Raw genomic sequence first — 20,536 nt, 5'->3', positions numbered from 1 at the left:
ACGCGGGCCTGACTTGGTGACCGATACAGGATCATTCGGGAAGGTACGCCCTTCGCGTGCCGTCCCGAAGACCGATCCACAAGTCATGAGCATTGCTCTGGCGATGACGACCGCCTGCGAGACGATGCGGTGGTCGACACGGGCCTTGACGTAGGTGGCGTCGAGGAACAGGTAGGGAAACCGGATGTGGTCCAGTGGCCGGGTCCGGAAGGCGTTGAGCTGTTCGTCCAGCTCGGCGCAGATCCGGGAGACCTCACTCTTCGATATCCCGGTGTCGGAGCCGAGGGCTTTGACCAGGTCATCGACCGAGCGGGTGGACACGCCGTGGACGTATGCCTCCATGATCACTGCATAGAGGGCCTGGTCGATGCGCCGCCGGCGCTCCAGGAGGCTCGGGAAGAAGCTCCCGGCCCGCAGTTTCGGGATGGCGAGTTCCAGGTCGCCGGCCTGTGTGGTCACCGTCTTCTCCCGGTGGCCGTTGCGCCAGGTGGTGCGGGTGTCGGTGTGTTCTCCCCACTCGGCGCCGATCTTTGTGGTGGCCTCGGCCTCGATCAGTTCCTGCAGCAGCCGTTCGGCGACCTCGCGGACGAGTTCAAGACCATCTGCCGAACGTAGTGACTCAAGCAGGCGAAGTAGGTCATGCTGGGACAAGGCCACCGTGCACCCCCTGGGGTCGACGAACTGCCCGTTCACTCCGGACAGTTGCACGGTGGCCTGCCAGTTGAGCAGGGAGCAGACACCAGCAGACGGTGCACCCGAGGGAGCAGAACCCGCGCACTCAACCGCGGAGATCCCCTACACCACACAGCGGGACGCCATCGGCGGGCAAGGCCTCTTGGGCCTTCGTGTCGTTCCCAGGTCCCACGGGAGAGCCGGGCGGGCAGGTCCTCGGCACACGGCGGGTGCAGTCTCTTGTGTCGGGTCTCGCCCGGGACGCGGGCATTCGGCACATCCATCCGCACATGCTGCGGCATACCTTCGGCGAGACCGCAGCCGACCTCGACGTCGCGCGCGACGTCCTCCAGCGCCTGCTCGGCCACCGCGATGTGGCCAGCCAGAACGTCTACCGCAATTCCTCCGACGCCCGGGTCGCCCACGCCGCCCAGGCTGTGAACGACAAGATCTTCGGATCAGCATGACGACTTCCGCATCTCTGCCCGCCACAGCCCCCGTGGCCGGGTCGGAACCGGACTGGGACTACCTGGCCAGGCACGGCCTCGACCGCTCCCCGCTCCAGCTGCGCTTCCCTCTGGGCGCCGACTGGCACTCGCTGCGCCGCTGCCGGCACACCGGGTGCGACCGGCCTGCTACGAGCTGGCCGTGGCTGTGCCACCGCTGCGCGTCCGACTGGCGGGAGGCCGGCGCCCCCGGCGACATCGACAGCTGGTGTGCCAACGCGCCCGTGCCACTCGCCCGCCGCACCTACGCCGAGCACCGGTGCCAGGTGGGCTGCGACCGTGCCGCCGAGGTCCACGGCCTCTGCAAGAGCTGCGCCTCCGAGCGCCGGATGCTCCGGCTGACCGTCGAGGAGTACCTCGCCCGGGGCCGCGCCCCTCGTCCGGGCTTCGGGAAGTGCCTGGTCCGCGTGTGCCCGCGCATGGCCGTTGTACGGCGGAGCCGGCTGTGCCTGCCCCACCAGAAGCAGTGGTCCAACGCGGGGACGCCCGACCGCGAGGCGTGGGCGCTGACGGCAGCAGCGGTCTATACGTCCGTCGACGTGGTCCCGCTCGTCGATCTTGCGCCGGTGGTCATGGTGCAGGTGCTGCGCGGGTACGAGGCCCAGCTGCGTCAGGGCGGCCGGATCAACCCCGCTCAGGTCAAGTCGGCGGTGCGCTGGTTGTGCGACAACGCGGTCGATGACCTGGCTGCCGCAGAACTGCCGGCCAAGGGCGCGAAGACGACGTACCTGCGGCTGTGGCAGCGGGCCCTGCCGCTCCTGGAGGCCGACCCGGCCACCGAGCACACCAGGACCCTGATCAGGCTGCACATCCTCAACCCCCGCTACGAGGGCGGGAGCGTCGATCTGGGGGACGTCCACGCTCCCTGGGTCACGCACCTTGCCCAGCAGTACCTCCTGCGCCTCGCCGCCGGCGGCGCCTCCTCGGCACGGTTGATGCTCGTTGGCTTCGCGGCCCGGTGGTTCGCGATGTTCCTTCGCACCCTGCCCGGCGAGGGCCGACGGCCGGGCGACGTCGGCCGGGACGGCATGCTCGCCTACCTGCGCTGGATGACGCACCGAGCCCGCGACACCAGCGACTACCAGCTCCTCAACGACGACGACCCGGTCCGGCAGATCATTGCCGAACGCCTCCTGCCCTCCCGCCGCAGCGCCGGACCGTTGCTGGTCACCCCGGTGCGCCACTACGAGCTGGTGAAGACGCTGCGTGAGGTCCTCGAACACGGCCGGGCGTGGCTCGCGGACAATAATGCTGCGGACGTCCATCTGCTGGAGATGGACGTGCCGCCGTACCCGGAGAAGGACGACACGGCCAGCGAGCTGGAGGGCCGCTCTCAAGACGCCTTGCCCGAGCAGGTCTTCCTCCAGCTCATGGACGAGCGCCACCTCGCCCTGCTGCCGGCCGGGACCCGCCGCAACTGCGTGGAACTGGCCATGCGCGTGGGTCGGCGGCCCTGGGAACTCCGCCACCTGGAGTTCGACTGCCTTCAGTGGCACGACATCGACGTGGAGGACCCGGACGGGACGGCGCCCCGCCGGTCCTACCCCTTCCTCGCGTACTGGATGCAAAAGGTCCGCCGACGGCACAAACTCCCGCTCCATCCCAGCGACGCCCAGGTCATCACCCGCCAGCAGGACCACCTGCGGCGCCAATCCCCCCACCTGTTCCACGAAGACGGACGGCCCCGCTCCACCCGCATGGTGCTGTTCCCCACCCCGCGCCGCTCCCGCGCCAACGCGCTCGGCGAGCGGCCCTACGACAGCAGCACGATCGGCTACTGGCTTCAGACCTGGCTCGACCAGTTCGCCGTGACCGACGAACACGGCAAGCCCTTCGACCCGGCACGGGTGTTCCCCTACGCCTTCCGGCACACCTACGCCCAGCTACGCGCCGACGCTGGCGTCCCACTCGACATCCTGCAAGTCCTCATGGCCCACCAGGACCCCTCCACCACCCAGGTCTACTACCGGCCCTCACACCCCCGGCGAGTGGAAGCGGTGCGCGCCATCGCCGCCAAGTACCAGTTCGACCTCACCGGCGGCCGGATCCGCGCCCGCACCCCCGACGACGATATGGCCGACCGGATCCGCGCGGGCGTCGGCTCGGTACCCGTCCCCGCGGGACGCTGCCACGAGATGAACAACGTCCGCGCCGACGGGCACGGCTGCCCGGTGTACAACCGCTGCTTCTCCTGCACCTTCTACACCACCGACGTCACCCACCTGCCCGAGCTGCGCCAATTACGCGCCGGGAAGGCGGAACAGCTCGCTGCGCTGGAGAGCGCCTACGGCACCGTACTCACCGCGGGGCCCTTGAGCGCGGCAAACCTGGAGCTGCTGTGCAGGGAGATCCAGCAGATCGACGAGCTCGTGGGTAAATGCGAAGCCGACATCGGCTCCCTCACCCCCGAGGAACGGACCACGGTGGAGTCCTGGCTCCACACCAGGGACCGGTTCCTCACCGTCATCCCTGTAGCGGCCGTTCTGGCCGGACGGCAGCGTCTGGACGAGCCGACAGTCGACCCGATCGTCATCGAAAGGACGACCGGATGACGCGCCCGGCCGCCCCACGCAAGAAGCCTGGACAGGCGACGATCCCCGCCGCTCGGGTCGAGGTTCTCGATGCCGGCAGGGCGGCCGCCGTCAGGCGGCGCCGTGCCGACAGCGAACAGTGCCGACAGCGGGTCCTTGACGTCCTGGCCGCGATGCGCAAGAGCCGCCAGGTCCTCTCCGACGCGGAGATCACCCGGCGGGCCGCCGTCAACCCGCAGTACCTTCAACGCCACCGCGACCTCAAAGCGGAAGCAGAGACCGTCCGCGCCCACCTTGCCCAAGATGGGCCGCGGGCGGCGGCAGCGGCGACCGCACGCAAGGAGGCAGCCCTCGAAATCGAGAACCGCATGCTCCTGGAGCAGAACGCCGCCCTGCAACGGACCCTTCACGAAGTCCAAAACGAGCTGCGTACGCTACGCGCCCGCGAACTGGGCGCCCGCCTCCGTGACGGCCTGAACGCCCGCTCTATGCGCGATACGGAGATGGAGGAACTGCGCGAGCAACGAGACGCGGCACTCGCGGCCAGCCGCCAAGCTGAGACCGCCATGCAGGCACTGCGCAATGTCAACCAGCGACTGATGGTCGAGAACAGCCGACTGATTGCCGCAGCTGCTCCGGGGCCAGCCCAGACAGCCTCAGCAACCTCCAAGCCCCCCGGCCCTTGAGGGGGTTTCTGACCGACACCACGGCCGTCTCGAACCCGGCGGACGGAGTCCGGCACAGATGTGCCCGCATAGCAGGTGAGGCCCCTCCTCCGGAGGGACCTCGGCAATTTCCAGGACCAGTGCCGTCGGCGGTCGACCTCGTTCGACCGCCGACGGCAGCTGGAATGGCCAGCCCTTGTTACGGAGTGGCGCGGCCCGGGTCGCATGCCTAGATCTCCTTGAAGTTGGCCGCGATGCCCAGTTCCTGAAGGCGCTGTTGAATCTGCTCGGCGGCATCGGCGTTGAGGACGACCTGGATCGTTCCCTGCAGATAGCTGATCTGTCGTTCGTCCAGGGCCATGTAGAACGCCCGGAACAGTGCGGCAAACCCGTCGGCGCTGTCGGCGCTGGCCAGCAGGTTACTGGTGAACGAGAACGCCGCCTGCTTGTCCTTGGCGGGTGAAGGGGTGTCGGCGTCTGAACGGCCGCCGCTAGTTGTTCGGCTGTCGTCGTTAGTCGGACCGTTCGACGGACCGGGGCTAGCTGCGCCGCTCGGGGTCGCCTCACCCGGGGCTTCCGGGGCACTGTTCGTCACACACGGGCCCTCGTGGGCTGGTTCGCTGCACGCCGGGCATGCCCGAGGCTGCGGTTTCGCCAGCCGCAGGCTCGTGCTCGCGAGGTTGACCTGCCCGGGTGCGGTGACAGCAACTTCCGTGCCCGTGCCGTCGACGATGCTGACGAGGTTCTCGTTGACGGCGTCGTAGATCGCTTGTTGAAGGTCACGGTCGCCGCCGTAGAGCAAGGGCAGCCGCGGGGCGCTGTAGAACGCGGCCCGGATGTCCGAGAGAGTCTTGCCGTAGTCCTGGTCGCGGAGGTTGTGCTGCAGGGCCCTGGGGGTGAACTCCCCTACGTCGAAGACCTTGTCCCGGGCGGCGAGTGCCTTCCAGACGGCGGTGCCGTTGAGGGCGGTGAAGTTGTCGTCGTCGTGCGTGAGCTCGTCGAGGTAGCGTTCTCCGTCCGGGTCGGGCTGGGCGAGGAAGACGATGTGCTGGTAGGCCCGCTTGAGGGCCTTCTCCAGCTGGTCCTTCGCGGCGGCGAGCTCCTTGGTTCCGGTCGTCTTGAGTTCGCTGTCGTTCTGTACTTCGGGTGCAGCCAGGGCCCTCTGCCGGGCCAGGTACTCGACGGCCAGGCTGCGTACGAGGCTGCGGCGCTGAGTATTCGCTACCGCGTAGACCGCGCTGCTGGCCCACTGGACGGGGAGTCGCTGTGCGCCCTGTCCGAGTCCCATCGCGACGGTGAGCGCCTCGAGGGTCGACTTTTCCATGCCGTTGCGCAGGCTGAACTGCGCAGGGTCGAGCACGATGAGGCGGGTCGTGTAGGCGGTGTCCAGGCCGCTCGTGGCCATGACCTCGGTCGCGGTGCGCTGCAGGTCGGCGGGCAGGAACTTGAGCTCGCGGAACGGGCCGTTGCTGGCCAGTTTCTGGGCGAACTCAGAGATGACCTGGTCACGCTCGTCTTCGGTGATGGTGCGCCGGATATTGGTGACGAGCATCCGGTGGGTGAGCCGGGTGGACAGGAAGTACCGGGCCGGCTTGTTGTTGCCCTGTCCGCGGACGATGTCGAGGGCGCTTATGCCTCGGCCCTGGTCGACGAGTTCGTCGACCACGCTGTCGGCATCCGTGATCGTGTAGCGCATGTCCGGCACGCTGGTGACGGCTTTGACCTCGGGTGCGCTGGCGCCGCGTCCGCGTCCAGGGCGCAGGGTTCCGACGATGCTCGCCAGGAAGATGAAGGTGGCCGCGCGCTCGGCCGCGTGCGGATTGGCTTCGATCCAGGGGGCTTCAGACCGCTCGAGATCCTGTCGGCGTGCGGTTCCCGTGGATCCGTCGTGGTTGACGATCTCGATCTCCGCAAGGCTGCGGTAATTTGCGATCGTGCGGTCGTCCTCGACAAGGCCGCTGCCCAGGAGCGCTTCGCGAACAGTGCTGTCCGAGAGCGGGAGGTCGCCTGGGCCAATGAGCGCTGGCGCCCACTCACCGGCTTTGCCGCGCTGCTGCAGGGCATACACCGTGGCGGCGAAGATGCGGATCGTGGAGCGGACCCGCTGGAACCCGGTGACCCTGCTCCACTCGTCCTTCGCCAAGGCCATCAGCATGGGGTGGAAGGGATAGCAGGCAGCGACCTCGTCGGACCAGTTGCGTCGCCAGTCAGCACCGATCTGCTCCCAGACGTGCTTGGCCCAGGCCCGGTCGGTGAGCACCGGTTCGTAGAGTGCGGCTGTCGCGGCGAGGACCTCGCGGGCGGGCTCGGTGTCGAACAGTCGCCGGCGCAAGATGTCAGCGAAGTCTCCCACCTCGGTGACCGTGGCCGGCAGGCCGTTGCGTTCAAGCTGGCTGTTGAGGTCGTCGCGGCGTTCCTTGGCGGCAGCCGACAGGGCGGTCTTGTCGGTGTCGGAGGCGATCATCACCACGAGCATAGCTACGTGGGGCACGTCGTTGACTGTGTCGAGCAGGGCTCGGAGGAAGGCCATGTCCTGGGCCGCGAGGTCGGGCTTGTTGCTGCCGTCGAGGCCGTTGCCGATGTAGTCGAGGATCTCGTCGACGATGATCAGCACAGGCCGGTTCACAGCCCGGATTGCCTCGGCGATCTTGTGCTTGTCGCTCCAGAAGGGCTGATAGCGCTCGTAAAGGGCGTAGTCCTTGGAGAACAGCCGCCACAAGAACCTTTCGTGAAGGCTGACTGCCGGCCCGTCGAGTTCCTTCACTCCAGCACCTGCGGTCATGTTGTCGCAGGGAAGAACGACGACATGCGGCTGGCCAAGGTCGCGAGCGAGCGGACGCCCCATCTTTGCGCGTGCCCGCTCGGCGACCCTCTCGCCGAGCTCTGTGGCCAGCAGGACCTCAGGGGAGGAGGCCAGATGGAAGGCACCGATGCAGGCGTGTGACTTACCGCCGCCCATGCCCTGGTCGAGACGGGTGACGGCCCGAGCCTTGAGGTAGTCCTCGCCGCCGCCGACACGGACCGCGATCTCGGTGAGCAGGTCGATGAGGCGTTCGGTGGGGTGGGTGATGTCCCCGTAGTAGCCGGCGTCCGCGTACGGCGGCCGATCCGCACCGGTTGCATGGACGGCCCGGAACAGTGACATCTGCACGTCATCGATCTGGCCGGAGGCATTGAGGATCTCCTGGCGGATCTTCAGTGCCTTCCACCACGGTGTCACGCTCGTCGTCACTGCTGGTCTCCTGGGCTGGTGGTCATGGATGCTCGTACGGTGTTCGTCATCAGTGCAGCCTCAGCTGGGCGTCCTGCTCCTGCTGACGGCGGGCGCTCTCGAGGACGCTGGCAGCGGCTGCTTCGGCGGCGCTGCCGATTCCGGGACGGGTGCGCAGGACGCGGGTGAAGGCGATGGAGTCCGGGTCGTTGTCGGGGAGCCGATCGGCAAGGAACTGCACGGTCGACCACAGGTAGGTGTCGTCGACTCCTCGCTCCGAAGCCGCCAGCACGTGACCCATCGCTTGCAGTCCTTCGCCGGATGCTGCGGCGAGCGCCAAGGCGACGTCGATGGAAGCGGAATCCCCGTCGACCTTGCCGCTGTATTCGCGGGAGGTGATGAAGCGGACGCCCTTGTCGGCGTCTGCGACAAGATTGCGCACCGAGGCCAGGTCGAGGGAGGACGCAAGTGCCTGCCACCGCAGCTCGGACTTCGCCTGGACCTGACGGCCGTAGAGCCTGATCCACCACAAGGCGAACCGGGTGCGGGCGTCGAAGGCTGCCAGCGGCTGACGGTTGACCTCAACCGCCATGGCCTCCTGGACCGCGGCGCGCGCCAGCGGCAGGAACGTATAAATGTCGACGGGCTCACCCTTGGCGTCGAGGACTTCGCTGTAGCGCCCCACAACTTCCATGGCAGGGCCAGCGGCGGCCATCAGCATGTCCGCAGGCGCCAGGCCCCATCGCTCCCAGTCGGGGTAGCGCTGCTTGATCTCCGTCTTGATCTCCGCCTCGACGGCGCCCTTACGGCCGGCAGGACGACCTGCCGGAGCCGGGCGGCAGGCCATGGTCAGGGTCGTCTCAATGTTGGCCTTGCCCTGCTGGCCACCGGACTCGGTGTTGGCCGGCCAGGAGCCGGTCATCACCAGTCCGGCTCTCTCGATCGAGTGCAGCAGTCGCTGCCACACCTCGGGCTCCCCGTGGCCGAAGACGATCGTGACCACACCGTCGTCCCGGACGACCTGCCGCATCTGGGCGAAGGCATCGGCGATGAGGGTGTCGTAGTGCTCGCGGGTGCGGTGCTCGTCGGGGGCTTCACCCCGTACTCGCTTGACGATGATCTCCTGGCTCTTGTCCTGGCAGCCGTGTGGATCGGCCGTGATCGCGAGTTCCGGCCAGGTGTTGTGCAGGCACCGCTTCGCCCACGTGTAGAAAAGGTCGGAGGCATCCGCGTACGCGATCATCTGGTCGTATGGCGGGTCGGTGACGACCGCAGTGAAGGCGCGGGGTGGGAAGGGCAGGGCGGTGGCGGTTCCCCGCTGTACGGAGGTCGGTGCGCCGCGCAGGTCGGCGAACAGGTTGCGGCATGCGGTTAGAACGTTGTCCGCAATGGACTTCCACGTTCCGGGACCGTCCCCGATGCCGGCCTCGAAAAAGTCGTGGGAGAAGGTGATCGACCCTTCGTTGACGAACAGATCCCCGACCTGTGCACCGCCCTTGCTCTGGAACCGGGCGCCGCGTGTGGAGCGGCGCAGCTTCTTCACCACGACCGCGGTCGCATAACCGGTCAGGGCCCGCACGTAGTCCCGTGACATTCCGGCGGCGGTCAGTTCGTCGCCGAGCTCGTTGATGATGCGTGCGAGCCGTACGTACGACAGGGTCTGGCGGGTGACCATGAAGTCGCCGTAGGTCTTCGCCCCGTAGATGCTCGGGCCGATGATGTTGTTGTTGCCCGGTGCGATGCCTTCGTCCGGGACAGCGGGCAGGAACGGGCTGAACGCCGGCTCCGCAGCCAGTGCACGGTCGGCCGTTGCGACCGCCTCGCGTTCTGCGTCTGTGGGCTGGCGGAAGGTTTTCTGGCTCTTGGCGTCGATGTCCGCAGCGAGGACCAAAGCGTCCTGGCCCTGTCCCTCGTGCAGCAGGCGGCGGTGCACGGCGAGCGGGTGGACGTGGTTGCAGAACACGCAGATCGCGCTCTTGCCCGCTACCTTCTTGCCGTTCACCACGGCGTTGGTCAGTGTGGGCGTCCGGGTGGGCTTTCCGGGGGTCACGACCGCTTCCCACGTGCCGGTGGCCCGGTCTGCGTCGATGTAGAACGACACGGCCTCCCTGTCGCCGCGGGCCGGCATCAGCTCGTAGGACCCGATGAGCGGGAACCGGTGGTGGCATTCCTGGCAGGGGATCGTGACGGACCACAGATAGCCCCACGGCAGGGCACCGTTGTGGCGGGGGTAGACGTCACTCATGGCGGTCGCATGCCGGGTCTGGATCTCCGCGAACAGCGATTCGAGGTCGCCGAGCAGCCGGTCGGTACGGGACATCAGGAGGTGGTCCCGTTCTTCCCCGAAGGGAAGCTCGGGCTCCTCGCTCCAGTCTTCGAACGGTGCGGAGGTGAGCAGGTGGCTGGCGAGTACCGCGATCGGGCTGTAGTCGACGGCCGACGCCTGGACGCCCAAGCGCGCGGACTCCAAGGGGATCATGCCCCGCCCCGAGAACGGGTCGAGCGTGGTCGCACCTTCGGGATTCGTCTTGGCGATCTCGGCCTGCAGCTCGTTCCAAGCGGCGTAGCGGCCTGTCATCGCCTCCCGGACCAGATTCTGCAGCCGCGTCTGCTCCTCGGCGTCATCGGGCCACGGCAGCAGCGAGCAGATGGTGGCGGCCTTGGCCTGGGCGGTGGGTCGCTTGGCGAACCACATGAACAGGGAGATTTCGCTGTTGCCGGAGCCCCAGCCCTTGTCGCTGTTGGCCGACACCTCCGCGCTGGGAAACCATCGTTCGATCATCCTGGTCATGTGTTGCTCCCCGGTGCGTTCTTGAGGCTGCTGCCCGGGACGCGGAAGACCGCGTTCCCGGTCATGTCGTTGGCGAATAGGGTGGCGGGGTCCTGGTAGGCGCCGAAGAAGCGGCCCCGGCCGTCGGCACACTGGTCGATGACGTAGAGCCAGTAGTCCTTGCGGTGCTGAGTGGCGATCAGGACCTCGTTGCCGGTCATCCGGATGCCGTCACTGGCCGCGCTGCCCAGCACGCCCTTGACCTCGACGTGCCGGATCTGGCTGTTGCGGCGGGCCTCAAGGTCGTAGCCGCGGCTCTCTGTGTGGACGTCTTCCACGGTCCACCCGTCGTCTTCAAGGAGGTTCTGGACGTGCCGCATGGAGACCAGTTCGGCATCGATCTCCGCCTGGACGGTGACGTCGGCCGCGGCCAGGACGCGGATCCGGCCGATCAGCTTGGGGTCGGTCAGCTGCACGTCCGCGAGCCGTTCGAGTTCGTCAAGCCGCTGGGCGGTCTGGGCCTGAAGACGGCGCCGCAGCTCAACCCGCCTGGTCCGGTCGTCGATGTCCTCGGTAAGGCTCAGTGGCAGGTTGGTCAGGTCCCGGCGCGCCTGGGCGAACCAGTCGGCCCGTACCCGCCGGTGCTCGGTGACCGTGGCGGCGGCCACCTCGCGGGCCGTCGTGAGCGCATGCCCTTCACGTGCGGGATGAGGCGCGGTCCCGTGGTGCTCGGTGGGCACCAGGTTGGCCAGGGTCTCCCACCGCACCGGACGGGCGTTGCCGCTGTCGTCGACCTTGACCAGGCTCGCCCAGATGCTGGCGCGCTTGCCGTCGCTCTCGGTCATGGTCGCCGTGTACGCATACAGGTCGTACGGGGTGAGGCTGGTGGGGTCGGCGGCGGCGCCAGACTGGTGCAGGTCCTCGGCCAGGGCGTGCTCGGCCATGCCGATCAGGTCGGCGAAGCCCGGTTCGCCGGGCCCGAGGGTGATGGTGTCGCCGACGTCGATGCTTTCCGCAGCCTCGCGTACCGCGTCGCCGCTGGTGGCGATGTGGACCTCGCTCATGCTGCCGAGCGTGGCCGGGAACCGTGCCCCGCCGGTCAGCGACAGTCTCCGGAATCCGGTGCCGGCGGCGGTAGGGGCGGATCGCAGCACGCCGGCGGCGGCGAGCCGGTCAAGATACGCCTCGACGATGGCGGGGTTGATCCGGGCGAACAGGTCGCGCTGGAGCAGAGTCAGTGCAGCCACTGCGTCGACCTGGCTGGCCAGGCGACGCTCGTTGTCGCGCACCTGCCGGGCCGCCCGGGTGAGTTCTTGCGCCTTGACGGCGCGGGCGGCATCGATCGCCTGCTGCTTCTTGATCTCGTCGTTGCCGTACAGGTCGGACAGCCACTTGTCGTAGTCGATGCCCGTGATCTCGGCGACGGCCGACAGGCTGTCGAACATCTGCCCGCGCAGTTCGTTCGCCGCGGTGACGAAGTGGTCCAGCAACCGCAGGAGCGTCTCGCCCTCGCGTGTGTCGGTGGCAACCAGGTTGTACAGGTGAACGTCTCGGAGCTGGCCGACGCGGTGGATGCGCCCCATGCGCTGCTCGAGGCGAACCAGTGACCAGGGGATGTCGTAGTTGACCAGTACGTGGGCGGCCTGCAGGTCGATGCCTTCGTTGCCGGCGTCGGTGGTGACGATGACCTGGAACTCGCCTCGCATGAAGGCCCGGCGCACCTCGTCGCGCTCGGGCTTGCTTTGCCGTCCGGAGTAGAGACGGGCGGTGAACCCCTCGGCTTCGAGGCGCCGGGCGATCCACTCGGCCGAGTCCGCGTACTCCGTGAACACCACGGCCTGCTCGCCGTTGCCGGGGAGAATGCCGTGCTTGGCCAGACAGTCCTCGGTCAGCCGCTTCCACTTCGACGGCGTCCACGCCGGGTTACCGATCGTGGCGTTGATCTGGTCCGCGAGGTTCTTGATCGCCGCCCGCTCGGCTCGCGTGGACGTCGAGCTCGTGTGGATGACCTTGGCCTCGTCGATCTCCGCCTCGTCACCTTGGCCCTCGCGGTCGGCGATGAGGGCCGCTTCGGCCTCGCTCATGGCGCCCATGTGGTCGTGGCGCCGCCGGAGCGTCTCGGCGAGCGCATACAGACTGGACGCCGCCCGCTTGCCGTAGACCATGCGGGCGAGCGGCTGGGCCGAAGGCGCGAAGTACCGGTCGACCATGTCCAGCGCAGCCTGGTAGAAGCCGTACTCGGTCTGCGACAGGGCAACGCTGTGGTTGTGGGCGGTACGGCCCTTGAAAAGGCGCGTCTTGCCGTCGTAATCGACCAGGTCTTCCTTCATCCGTCGCAGGAAGTGGATCGGGCCCGGCCGGAGCGCGCTGAGCTCGACGTTGGGATCGCTACCCGGGTCCGGGTAGATCTCCGGGTCGACCAGATGCAGAAGATGCCGGAAGAGCCACTCCTTGCCCCGATGCGGGGTCGCGGTCATCAGCAGGGCCCGCGGGGTGTTCTTGGCCAGCAGGCGGCCAACCTGATGGAACCCGGCCGCAGTCGGGGTCAGCCGGTGTGCCTCGTCGAAGACCACCAGGTCCCAGCCGGCCTTGTCCGGCCGAATAGCGTCCTGCACAGCAGGGTTGACCGCGGCCAGCTCCAGGGAGGTCACCCACAGGTCGTTGGAGTTCAGCGCGTTCTCACGGACGGTCGCCGAGGTGAGCTGCCGCAGCCCGCCGCCCAGCAACCGCTCGAAGTCGTCCACCCACTTCGTGGCCAGGTTCGCAGGGCACACGATGATGGCGCGCTTGACCAGGCCCAGCCGCTGCATCTCCCGGATATAGAGACCGGCCATGATCGTCTTGCCGGTGCCCGGCTCGTCGGCGAGCAGGAAGCGCAGCAGCGGTTGCGGCAGCATCGCGCCGTACACGGCCGTGGTCTGGTGGGCATACGGCTTCAGCGGCGTGGCCGCCATGGCACTCGACTCTGCGTTCGTGGCCGCCGCGTACATCCACTGGGTCCACATGGCGGCCAGCACCCGGGCAGAGTCGGCTCGGCCATCACTGACCAGCGGGCGCACGGTCTGGGTGTCTCCGGCCGCCAGGTTCACCTCGTGCCGACGGTCCTGGTCGTCGACAAGGATGAGATCCCACGAACCCGGCTCGTCGCCCGGAAGGGCAAAGCGGATGGTAGCGAACTCGGGCACTCCGGCGGCCCGGACTCGCACTCGCTGTCCGCGTTCGAACACCACCTCGTGGTCAGGCTGCATGCTCATGCGCGTGTCCCGTAGTTCGTCCGGATCCAGCGGGCCAACAGCGGATCAATCACGCGCCACCCCTGGTCTGTGTCTTCGATGAGCCCGGTGGCGACCAAGTGCGGGGCTGCCTTCTGGGCCGTGGTCTTGGGGAGCCCCAGGGCCCGCAAGGCCCGGGCCGCCATGGGCGTGCCGTACTCGGCCACCGCCCGCAATACCTTGCGCTGTCCCACAGTGAGCCCGCTCATCGTGGCGCGGGCCTCCGCGTCGACCTGTCGCAGGGCGACAGCGATCGCTGCTTCGAGATCATCGGTGGTGGCCCGCTCCCCCGCAGGGACTTCTTGCCACAGCAGGTGGGCCAGCAGCATGGTCCTCTGGGGATGCCGCTCGCCCGCCGCCACGAGTCCGTCCACAACATCGGACACGTCCCGGTTCCTCGCAGCGAACCGGTCCTTGATCACTTTGCTAAGCTCCGCGGCCGGCAGCCGGTCCAACTGAAGCGTCCGCGTCTGCCCTATGGGGCGCTCCTTGTCGTCCGGCGCAGTCGACAGCATGCCTGGTCCGCCGCCGGCGAAGAGGTAGGAGACTGTCTGCCGCTGCTGCCACGCGTGCTGCCAGATCAGGGCCTGCGCCTCCGGGACCCCGGCGACGGACTGGAACTCGTCCAGCACGATCAAGATCCGTCCAGGCCTGTGCTGAGCTAGCTGGGCGGGCAGTTCCAGCAGCGCGTGCAGCGCCGGCTCCGGGTTAGTGGTGGGCTTGTCGGCCATAGTCAGCGCGAAGCCAGCCCCAGAGATCGACACACCGGCCTGAGCGCTGCTGAGGATCTTGCCTGCCGCTGGTCGGAGCTCCTCAGGTGTGTGCTGGGCCCACGCACGCTCCAGACGAAGCACCAGGTCGGAGAGACTGGCAACCTCGAAGAGGTCGGCGGTGACCACCATCAGCCCGACCTTCTCACCCTCGGACGCGATCTTGCGGATCAGGCTCGTCTTGCCGTAGCGCCGCGGAGCCACCAGGGTCATCAGCTGGCTCTCGTGAGTCCATGCCCTGATCGTGTCGGCCTCCGCCCGCCGGTTGATCATGCAGTCAAGAGGGACTGGCCCGTCGAACGCGAACGGGCTCGCGGTGTCCCGCATCGCCGACTCCAAGATGTATGCCGCAGAGATCTCCATAAGGTACGCCGACAGCGTACCCGTCCGGTACGCCGCCGGCGTACGTATTTGACGATCCGCCGCATCGGCCCCAGAACGTGATTCGCCGATAGCGTCGACACCCCTCCCACAGGCCGCGAAGCCCACATGGCAGTCGCTTCACTCCGGCCGCAGGCGTAGCGGCACCGGCGAACGAGGGCGCACGCTCCTCACATCAGACTGGGTGATAACGACTTAAAAGAGACCGTAAACGGCAGGCAGGGCGTCCACGCAGGTAGCTGGGGCCAGTCCAGCGCCTCTGCTCGCAGCGAAGAGTTGGTGACCGCGCACGACCGCAGCGAGTTCGAGCGATCCGACGTCACCAGCTCACAGAACGGTGCGGACGACGACGGCGACAACCGCGACCTGAACCACCCGAAGGAGTAAAACCCACGACTGGAAGCCCGAGATCGGAGCTCGGCCGAAGGCGTTCCCAATCCATCAATGCATTGACTCATAGATGGCACGCAATTTGACCTGCGACGACGACTACGCCCGGTGCGCAGAAGGAGCCCTATACCGAGGCCCTTGAGATGTCTCGGGTGTGCTTGTCCCCCTCGGTGGCGAGCAACGGGGAGAGCTTCGCGGTCGCGGCGGCATTGCGCCTGGCCGCGGGGCACGGCGTACGGGGAGTGGTCACCTACGCGGACCCCGTCCCACGGCTGCGGACCCTGTCGGACGGACGCACGGCCGGCTCGCCCCGAGGGCACCTCGGGATCATCTACCAGGCCCTCTCCGCTACCTACACCGGCCGCAGCACGGCGCGGACGGTCATCGTGCTGCCGGACGGCCAGGTGCTCCCAGCGCGGTCGATCGCGAAGTTTGTCGCCGGTGACCGCGGTGCCGACGGGTTCGAGCGGCGCATCGTGGCCCTGGGCGCCTCGGAGCGACCTGCGGGTGCTGGCCGACGGGCCTGGCTGCACAACGCGCTGGAGCAGATCGGAGCACGGCGCTCGCGGCACCCTGGGACTCACCGCTACGCCCTGCCTGTGGGGCGTAATCGGGCAGAACGGTCGAGAGCAGTCTTCGGCATGCCCGCACTCCCGTACCCGAAGTGGGCAGACGCCCGTCTCCCTGCCTAGCTTGTTGCTTATTTGTGTTCCAATGTGTAATGTGATGGTTGTGATCGAGCGGCGCCCGCGCTGCTCTCACCGTCATCTCTGACCGTCACCCCGAGGAACAACCGTGGACACTTCCATCCCCGAACGCAAGGCTGCTCGCTACGCCGCGGCGCTGGAGGCCGGCGTCAACATGGATTCCGCGCGGGAGTGCACCCTCGCGGACCGTGCCGCATGGGCCAGTGCGGCGCTGGAGGCCTACAACAGGCAGGCCCCCAATGCTCTGTTGCCCGTCCCCAAGCTCGCCGAGCGGGTACGGCTCGGCGTCCTCGCGGCCGAGACGATGGCCCAGATCGCCTTCCACCGCCCCGACGAGCGGGTCGTGAACGACCAGGAAAGCGCCGATCGCGTGATCGGAGATCTGGTCGCTCAGGTCTTCTGCCTGACGGACGGGCGGGTCACTGCCCATGAGCTCCACCAGGCTGCTGAGGGACTGCGCAGCGAGGCATATCCCGTGAAGCTCGACGTCCTGTGCGCCGTCGCTGCCGCGGGGGCTGAACGGGAAGCTGCCATGCTCGCGGCGCTCCTGGACGCGGCCCAGTCCTTCGGGTGTGACGTTCCCGGGTTGGTCGACAGCGCCCGCGCCTACTTCGAAACCCTCAAGGCCGAGGAGGAGGGAGAAGTGGAGACCGAGGCGGCGCGCGCCTGAGTCCCGCCGGGGAGCGAGGGCGGGCCCCGGCTGCTGCGTTCGCTCCCCGGCTTGGCCGCCCACAGGACACACCTGATGAAGCTGGCCATCCCTACCTTCGAGCAGCACTGACGCGTCTCCGCACTCGAGTCACCGCGACGAGGCCACTACCGAGATCACCAGCCGCCTCACCCGGGACGCCTTCTACGTGCCCGGACGTGATTGGCAGGGCGCCGAAACTCGCAGGTGCATGGCCGAAGTCTTGGGCCTCACCTACGGCACCGGCACCGGCCTTCACCGCGCCCGGCCTCGCTGCCACGCCGCACCCACGAACTGACGCGCTCGGCACGGACCATTCGCCAGCATCCCGCCGCCCCCAGGAAGGGCCCCATGGACACCATTCACCCGGACACCCATGCTCAGCAGCACTGGTACCTCGCCACCCTCGGTCACAAGGCGCTGGTGCGGGAGCTCGCCTCGTTGGGGCTCCCCGCCTCCGCCGCTACTCACGATCCGCTCTCCCTCGCCGGACGGTGCCTGATCGCCGCCCCGATCGGCTACCCCGAAGCTCACCGGGCCGCAGAACTGGTCCTGGCCCCGCTGCACACCGCCCAGATGTTCACCGCCACCGTCACCGACGAGGACAACGCCCTAGAACACACCGGTGTCGTGCCGGTCCTTGAAGAGCGCCAGGCCGGAGCCGTCACCGGCTGGTACGCCGAGCTTCTCCTCTTCGAGCACAGCACGCGGCTCAACAAGGCCGCTTACCGCCTGTCCCGGATGCCCGGAGACCCGACCTGGATCATCGACAGCGACTTCCTGCCCAGCGGCCATCCCGGGATGCTGCGGCCCTTCGGCTCGCGGCGCCCGGGAAGCGGCAAGCGGACCCTCCTGCCGCCGTTCGTCGCCGAGCTCGACCGTCTCATCGCGCAGGGGCCTGGGAGCGCGGCGTGACCCTATACGGCATCCCGCCCGCCGGTATGCGCCGCGCCGTGGCGCCCGAAAGCGGGCGGGACCACGCCCACGCAATCGCCGAGGCCGCGCACGCCTGGTGGACCTCCAACCGCGGAGGCTCCAGCGACCGCGCCATCGCGGTCGGCACCCTGGCCGCCCTCGCCCTCTGCGCGCCCTCACGACCGGACGGACCCGACTACGGCCCGCTCCTGCTCCCCCTCGACGACGAACAGCTCGTCGACACGTTGCGAGCCGGCTGGAACTCGTTCTGGACCTACGACCCGGACCTGACCGAGGCCGCCCGCCCGCTCCACGACTGGCTCTCCCACCCCACCGACAACGCCATCCGCGGCCTGGCCGAATACGCCAGGATCCTCCTGCGCGCAGGACTGCTGGAGTACTGCTCCGACACCGCCCGCGCCGAGGCCGACGATGTCCTCGGCCTGCTCATCACCCGCATGCGCAGCTACAGCGAACGGCAGAGCACCGGTGAGTTCTTCACCCCGGCCGTCGTCACCAACTTCATGGGCGACACGCTGTTCTCCGCCGACCGCAAGCCCGGTGACCTGTTCCTCGAACCCGCCGCGGGCACAGGGGCGATGGCCCGGTCAGCTGCCGCCACGATGCGGTTCTTCGGCACCGACCCCGCCCTCTACCACTGGTGGCTCAACGACCTCGACCCGCTCAACGCCGCCTGCTGCGCCGTGAACGCCCAGCTGTGGAGACTCGGCAGGCAGGTGACCGTCTCCTGCGGCGACGCCCTGAACCATCCTCGGCTCCTGGAGCAGGCCGTACGAGAGCGCGCCGAGCGGGCGACGTCCAAGCAGAAGGCCCGGCCGGTGCTGTACCCCACCACGACTCGCCCGCCGTTCTGGCCGTGGAACTTCGTTCCGCCCTCCTGATCCGACCCGGCGGCCGTGCCGCATCCCGCCGCCGGCCACCCTCACCCCTGCTCGATACGGAGCCTCCTCATGGTCATCAACACCACACCCTCGCCCGCCATCGCCACCTTGGTTCCCGACTCCGAGGGGCACGGCACGGTTCTGAGGATCGTCTACGCCCATCACCTGGACGGCGAGTCCCTGGCCTTCCAGCTCTTCCACCGGTACGTCCACCGCCTGCAGGCAGGCTCCCCGCTCCCGGACGAGATCACCCGCTCCGAGGTGATGACCCTCCTCGGCGAACAGGGCGCGCACTGCGCCGAGGGCTGGCACTCCTCTGCGAACGAGCCCACCGAGGAGGCCTCGGCCGAGGCGTGGCAGTGGGTCTGCGCGCAGGTGAACCGCCTGTTCCCCGGCCTGTCCTGGAAGGTCGAGCCCGACCGGCGCATGAACATCCCCGGGGTAGACGACGACAAGGTCGCCGACATCGTGATCCGTGCCCGCCCCCTGGCATCGGACGTGACCCGCCCCGCGACCATGTTCGATCCCGCGCTCACGTACTACGCGGACGGAACGCACGTGGTGATGCGGGCACGGGGGACGGAGCGCTCTGGGCGCACCTTCGGTGTGGCGGAAGGTGCCGCCCCGTACGCCTACCAGGCCGTGCGCTGGGACGACGTGGGAGCCGACTTGGTCGCCCCCCACGTGCTGCGTCGCGCCGAGAGCACGCCCCAGGACGGCGTGGCGTAAGCGGACGCAGGGGCCGGCGTTCGGAAGGCGGCGTCCGTGGCTTCTGGGATTCTCCGACGGCCGAGTCCGGGAGAGCGCAGGAGCCACGGTCCACCCCGGCGATCAGGCGCTCGTGACGGACTCAGGTCAGGGGAGCGACGCACAGTCTGTTGCGTATTACTGCTTCAATATGTATAGTAGTTGTCGTGAGGGCGGGAAGTGCCCTCGTTCAAGCCAATCCGAAGGAGCCGCTCACGCGGCTCGCCCTGGCCGTGGCACTCCCCTCGGCGGCCGGGGCCGCGAGGCCCGGACCGACTTCCCTCCGTGGTCCGGGCCTCGCCCCCTCCACAGGCCCCAAGGAGACGACGTGACCATAGGGACGGACACAGACGCAGCCCTGAACAGCGCTTCGGGGTACCGACTGCGGCTTGTCTTCGATGCCGGTCCCACGATGCCGATGTGGCGGCCGCTGCTGCGCAAACTGCGCCAGTCCCTGGCGCAGAGCGGCCACTTTCAGAGCGTGACGGTGTCCGTCCTCATGGCCGACGGCACAGTGCGCGGGCGAGAGGGTGCCGGCGACCGACTGGTTACCCTCGTGCTCAGCGACTGCTCCGGTCCGCAGTGGTACCCCGGCCCGGCTGGTGAACGCTGGTACGGGACTTTGGGCGCCTGGGCGCGTGTGCGGCCGGTGGCGGTGGTACAGCCGCTGCCGGAGCGCATGTGGCAGCGCACTGCACTGCCCGTGATGCCCGGTCTCATCCATGCCCCGGCCGCCACAGCAGCCAACTCCGAACTGAGCTTCACGGCGTACGACAACGCGCCGGACATGGGAGCGGACAGCATTCCTGTTCCTGTCCTGGAGCCCGCTTCTCCCTGGCTGGACAACTGGCTCGCGCTGATCGATGGCCGTGCCGAGGTCCCGGCGGCAGTCGCGTTCGTTCCGCCCGCACTCCCGGCCGAAGGGGCCACCTCCCCGACGACACTCACCGCCGAGGAACTGGTCCTCCGCTTCCGCGCCACTGCTTCCCCCGAGGCATTCCGTCTCGCGGGGCACTTGGCGGCAGGCGTCCCCCAGTTGCCCGCGATGCACATCGTGCACAGCTCTGTCGAGACGACTCCGTGCCCGAGCCACCTGGCCGAGGTGATTCTGAGCGGCATGCTCCGCGCAGTCCCCGGTTCCCCCGGCAGCTACGCCTTCCGAAAGGGCGTTGCCTCCGTGCTGCTGCGCACGGTGCCGCGTTCCTCGCTCGCCGGCACGGTGGCTCGGCTCAGGGAAGCTGAGTCGTCAACGCGGCGCGCTCTGGTGAGCGAGGAGGCTTCGCGACCTACCGGCTAGGCGTGCGGTCTCCCGATCCACCACTATCTTCCGCTGCTGCCTCCCTTCCCTCTTCAACGCGCTTGGGGCGTCCCGCGTAAACGGCCGCCCCGGAGCGAAGTCAGCCGCCCAT

The 20,536-nt window shown here is 68.4% G+C and carries 14 protein-coding genes; 9 read left to right on the top strand and 5 right to left on the bottom strand.

From position 1 onward, the window contains the following. Positions 1–657 (bottom strand): transposase (locus IO29_RS21300; RefSeq protein WP_234307578.1); only part of this gene is annotated, 657 nt, incomplete at its 3' end. A gap of 92 nt (positions 658–749) precedes the next feature. Between IO29_RS21300 and IO29_RS36800 the strand changes: the two genes are divergently transcribed. The 3 genes from IO29_RS36800 to IO29_RS21285 are packed head-to-tail and all read left to right on the top strand — an operon-like array spanning position 750 to position 4,395. Then, positions 750–1,139, top strand: a complete 390-nt coding sequence (locus IO29_RS36800; protein ID WP_078618371.1) for a tyrosine-type recombinase/integrase — start codon at positions 750–752, stop codon at positions 1,137–1,139. Beyond that, positions 1,136–3,730 carry a tyrosine-type recombinase/integrase gene (locus IO29_RS35635; RefSeq protein ID WP_106969856.1) on the top strand — a complete coding sequence of 865 codons (2,595 nt, stop codon included), beginning with the start codon at positions 1,136–1,138 and terminating at the stop codon, positions 3,728–3,730. Before IO29_RS36800 ends, IO29_RS35635 begins: the two co-directional genes overlap by 4 nt. Then, positions 3,727–4,395, top strand: coding sequence for a hypothetical protein (locus tag IO29_RS21285; protein ID WP_030380971.1), 669 nt, complete (start codon positions 3,727–3,729; stop codon positions 4,393–4,395). Before IO29_RS35635 ends, IO29_RS21285 begins: the two co-directional genes overlap by 4 nt. A gap of 208 nt (positions 4,396–4,603) precedes the next feature. Here IO29_RS21285 and IO29_RS21280 read toward each other — a convergent pair whose 3' ends face one another. The 4 genes from IO29_RS21280 to IO29_RS21265 are packed head-to-tail and all read right to left on the bottom strand — an operon-like array spanning position 4,604 to position 14,760. Continuing rightward, entirely contained in the window at positions 4,604–7,606 is a 3,003-nt protein-coding gene (locus IO29_RS21280) for a DUF499 domain-containing protein (RefSeq protein ID WP_030380972.1), read from the bottom strand. 49 nt (positions 7,607–7,655) lie between these two features. Further along, complete coding sequence (locus tag IO29_RS21275) at positions 7,656–10,376, bottom strand: DUF1156 domain-containing protein (protein ID WP_030380973.1); 2,721 nt, start codon at positions 10,374–10,376, stop codon at positions 7,656–7,658. Next, the gene (locus tag IO29_RS21270) at positions 10,373–13,609 is read right to left on the bottom strand and encodes a helicase-related protein (RefSeq protein WP_234307579.1); all 3,237 of its coding nucleotides are present in this window, start codon (positions 13,607–13,609) and stop codon (positions 10,373–10,375) included. Before IO29_RS21270 ends, IO29_RS21275 begins: the two co-directional genes overlap by 4 nt. Beyond that, positions 13,606–14,760 carry an ATP-binding protein gene (locus IO29_RS21265; protein ID WP_030380975.1) on the bottom strand — a complete coding sequence of 385 codons (1,155 nt, stop codon included), beginning with the start codon at positions 14,758–14,760 and terminating at the stop codon, positions 13,606–13,608. The genes IO29_RS21270 and IO29_RS21265 overlap by 4 nt, the downstream gene beginning before the upstream one ends. Before the next feature lie 578 nt (positions 14,761–15,338). Here IO29_RS21265 and IO29_RS39015 point away from each other — a divergent pair. From IO29_RS39015 to IO29_RS21235, 6 genes are all read left to right on the top strand, one after another. Continuing rightward, entirely contained in the window at positions 15,339–15,860 is a 522-nt protein-coding gene (locus IO29_RS39015; RefSeq protein WP_199808929.1) for a hypothetical protein, read from the top strand. Between the two features lie 103 nt (positions 15,861–15,963). Further along, complete coding sequence (locus IO29_RS21255; RefSeq protein ID WP_051707805.1) at positions 15,964–16,545, top strand: hypothetical protein; 582 nt, start codon at positions 15,964–15,966, stop codon at positions 16,543–16,545. Positions 16,546–16,914: 369 nt separating this feature from the next. After that, positions 16,915–17,478 carry a hypothetical protein gene (locus IO29_RS21250; protein WP_234307580.1) on the top strand — a complete coding sequence of 188 codons (564 nt, stop codon included), beginning with the start codon at positions 16,915–16,917 and terminating at the stop codon, positions 17,476–17,478. Then, the gene (locus tag IO29_RS21245) at positions 17,475–18,380 is read left to right on the top strand and encodes an N-6 DNA methylase (protein WP_030380979.1); all 906 of its coding nucleotides are present in this window, start codon (positions 17,475–17,477) and stop codon (positions 18,378–18,380) included. Before IO29_RS21250 ends, IO29_RS21245 begins: the two co-directional genes overlap by 4 nt. Before the next feature lie 69 nt (positions 18,381–18,449). Further along, the gene (locus IO29_RS21240) at positions 18,450–19,109 is read left to right on the top strand and encodes a hypothetical protein (RefSeq protein ID WP_030380980.1); all 660 of its coding nucleotides are present in this window, start codon (positions 18,450–18,452) and stop codon (positions 19,107–19,109) included. Between the two features lie 346 nt (positions 19,110–19,455). Next, positions 19,456–20,424: an SAV_2336 N-terminal domain-related protein gene (locus tag IO29_RS21235; RefSeq protein WP_030380981.1), complete on the top strand. Its 969-nt coding sequence runs from the start codon at positions 19,456–19,458 to the stop codon at positions 20,422–20,424. Positions 20,425–20,536: the final 112 nt, after the last annotated feature.

Origin of the sequence: Streptomyces sp. NRRL F-6676 (assembly GCF_000725625.1) — a bacterium.
Classification (GTDB): Bacteria; Actinomycetota; Actinomycetes; order Streptomycetales; family Streptomycetaceae; genus Streptomyces.
This window is presented reverse-complemented; position numbering and strand designations above follow the sequence as displayed.

What these genes read in the sequence shown, in the direction of transcription:
- IO29_RS35635 (WP_106969856.1), top strand. Translation starts at nt 1,136, where the DNA reads ATGACGACTTCCGCATCTCTGCCCGCCACAGCCCCCGTGGCCGGGTCG.
- IO29_RS21285 (WP_030380971.1), top strand. Translation starts at nt 3,727, where the DNA reads ATGACGCGCCCGGCCGCCCCACGCAAGAAGCCTGGACAGGCGACGATC.
- IO29_RS21275 (WP_030380973.1), bottom strand. Translation starts at nt 10,376, where the DNA reads ATGACCAGGATGATCGAACGATGGTTTCCCAGCGCGGAGGTGTCGGCC.
- IO29_RS21270 (WP_234307579.1), bottom strand. Translation starts at nt 13,609, where the DNA reads ATGAGCATGCAGCCTGACCACGAGGTGGTGTTCGAACGCGGACAGCGA.
- IO29_RS21265 (WP_030380975.1), bottom strand. Translation starts at nt 14,760, where the DNA reads ATGGAGATCTCTGCGGCATACATCTTGGAGTCGGCGATGCGGGACACC.
- IO29_RS21250 (WP_234307580.1), top strand. Translation starts at nt 16,915, where the DNA reads ATGGACACCATTCACCCGGACACCCATGCTCAGCAGCACTGGTACCTC.
- IO29_RS21240 (WP_030380980.1), top strand. Translation starts at nt 18,450, where the DNA reads ATGGTCATCAACACCACACCCTCGCCCGCCATCGCCACCTTGGTTCCC.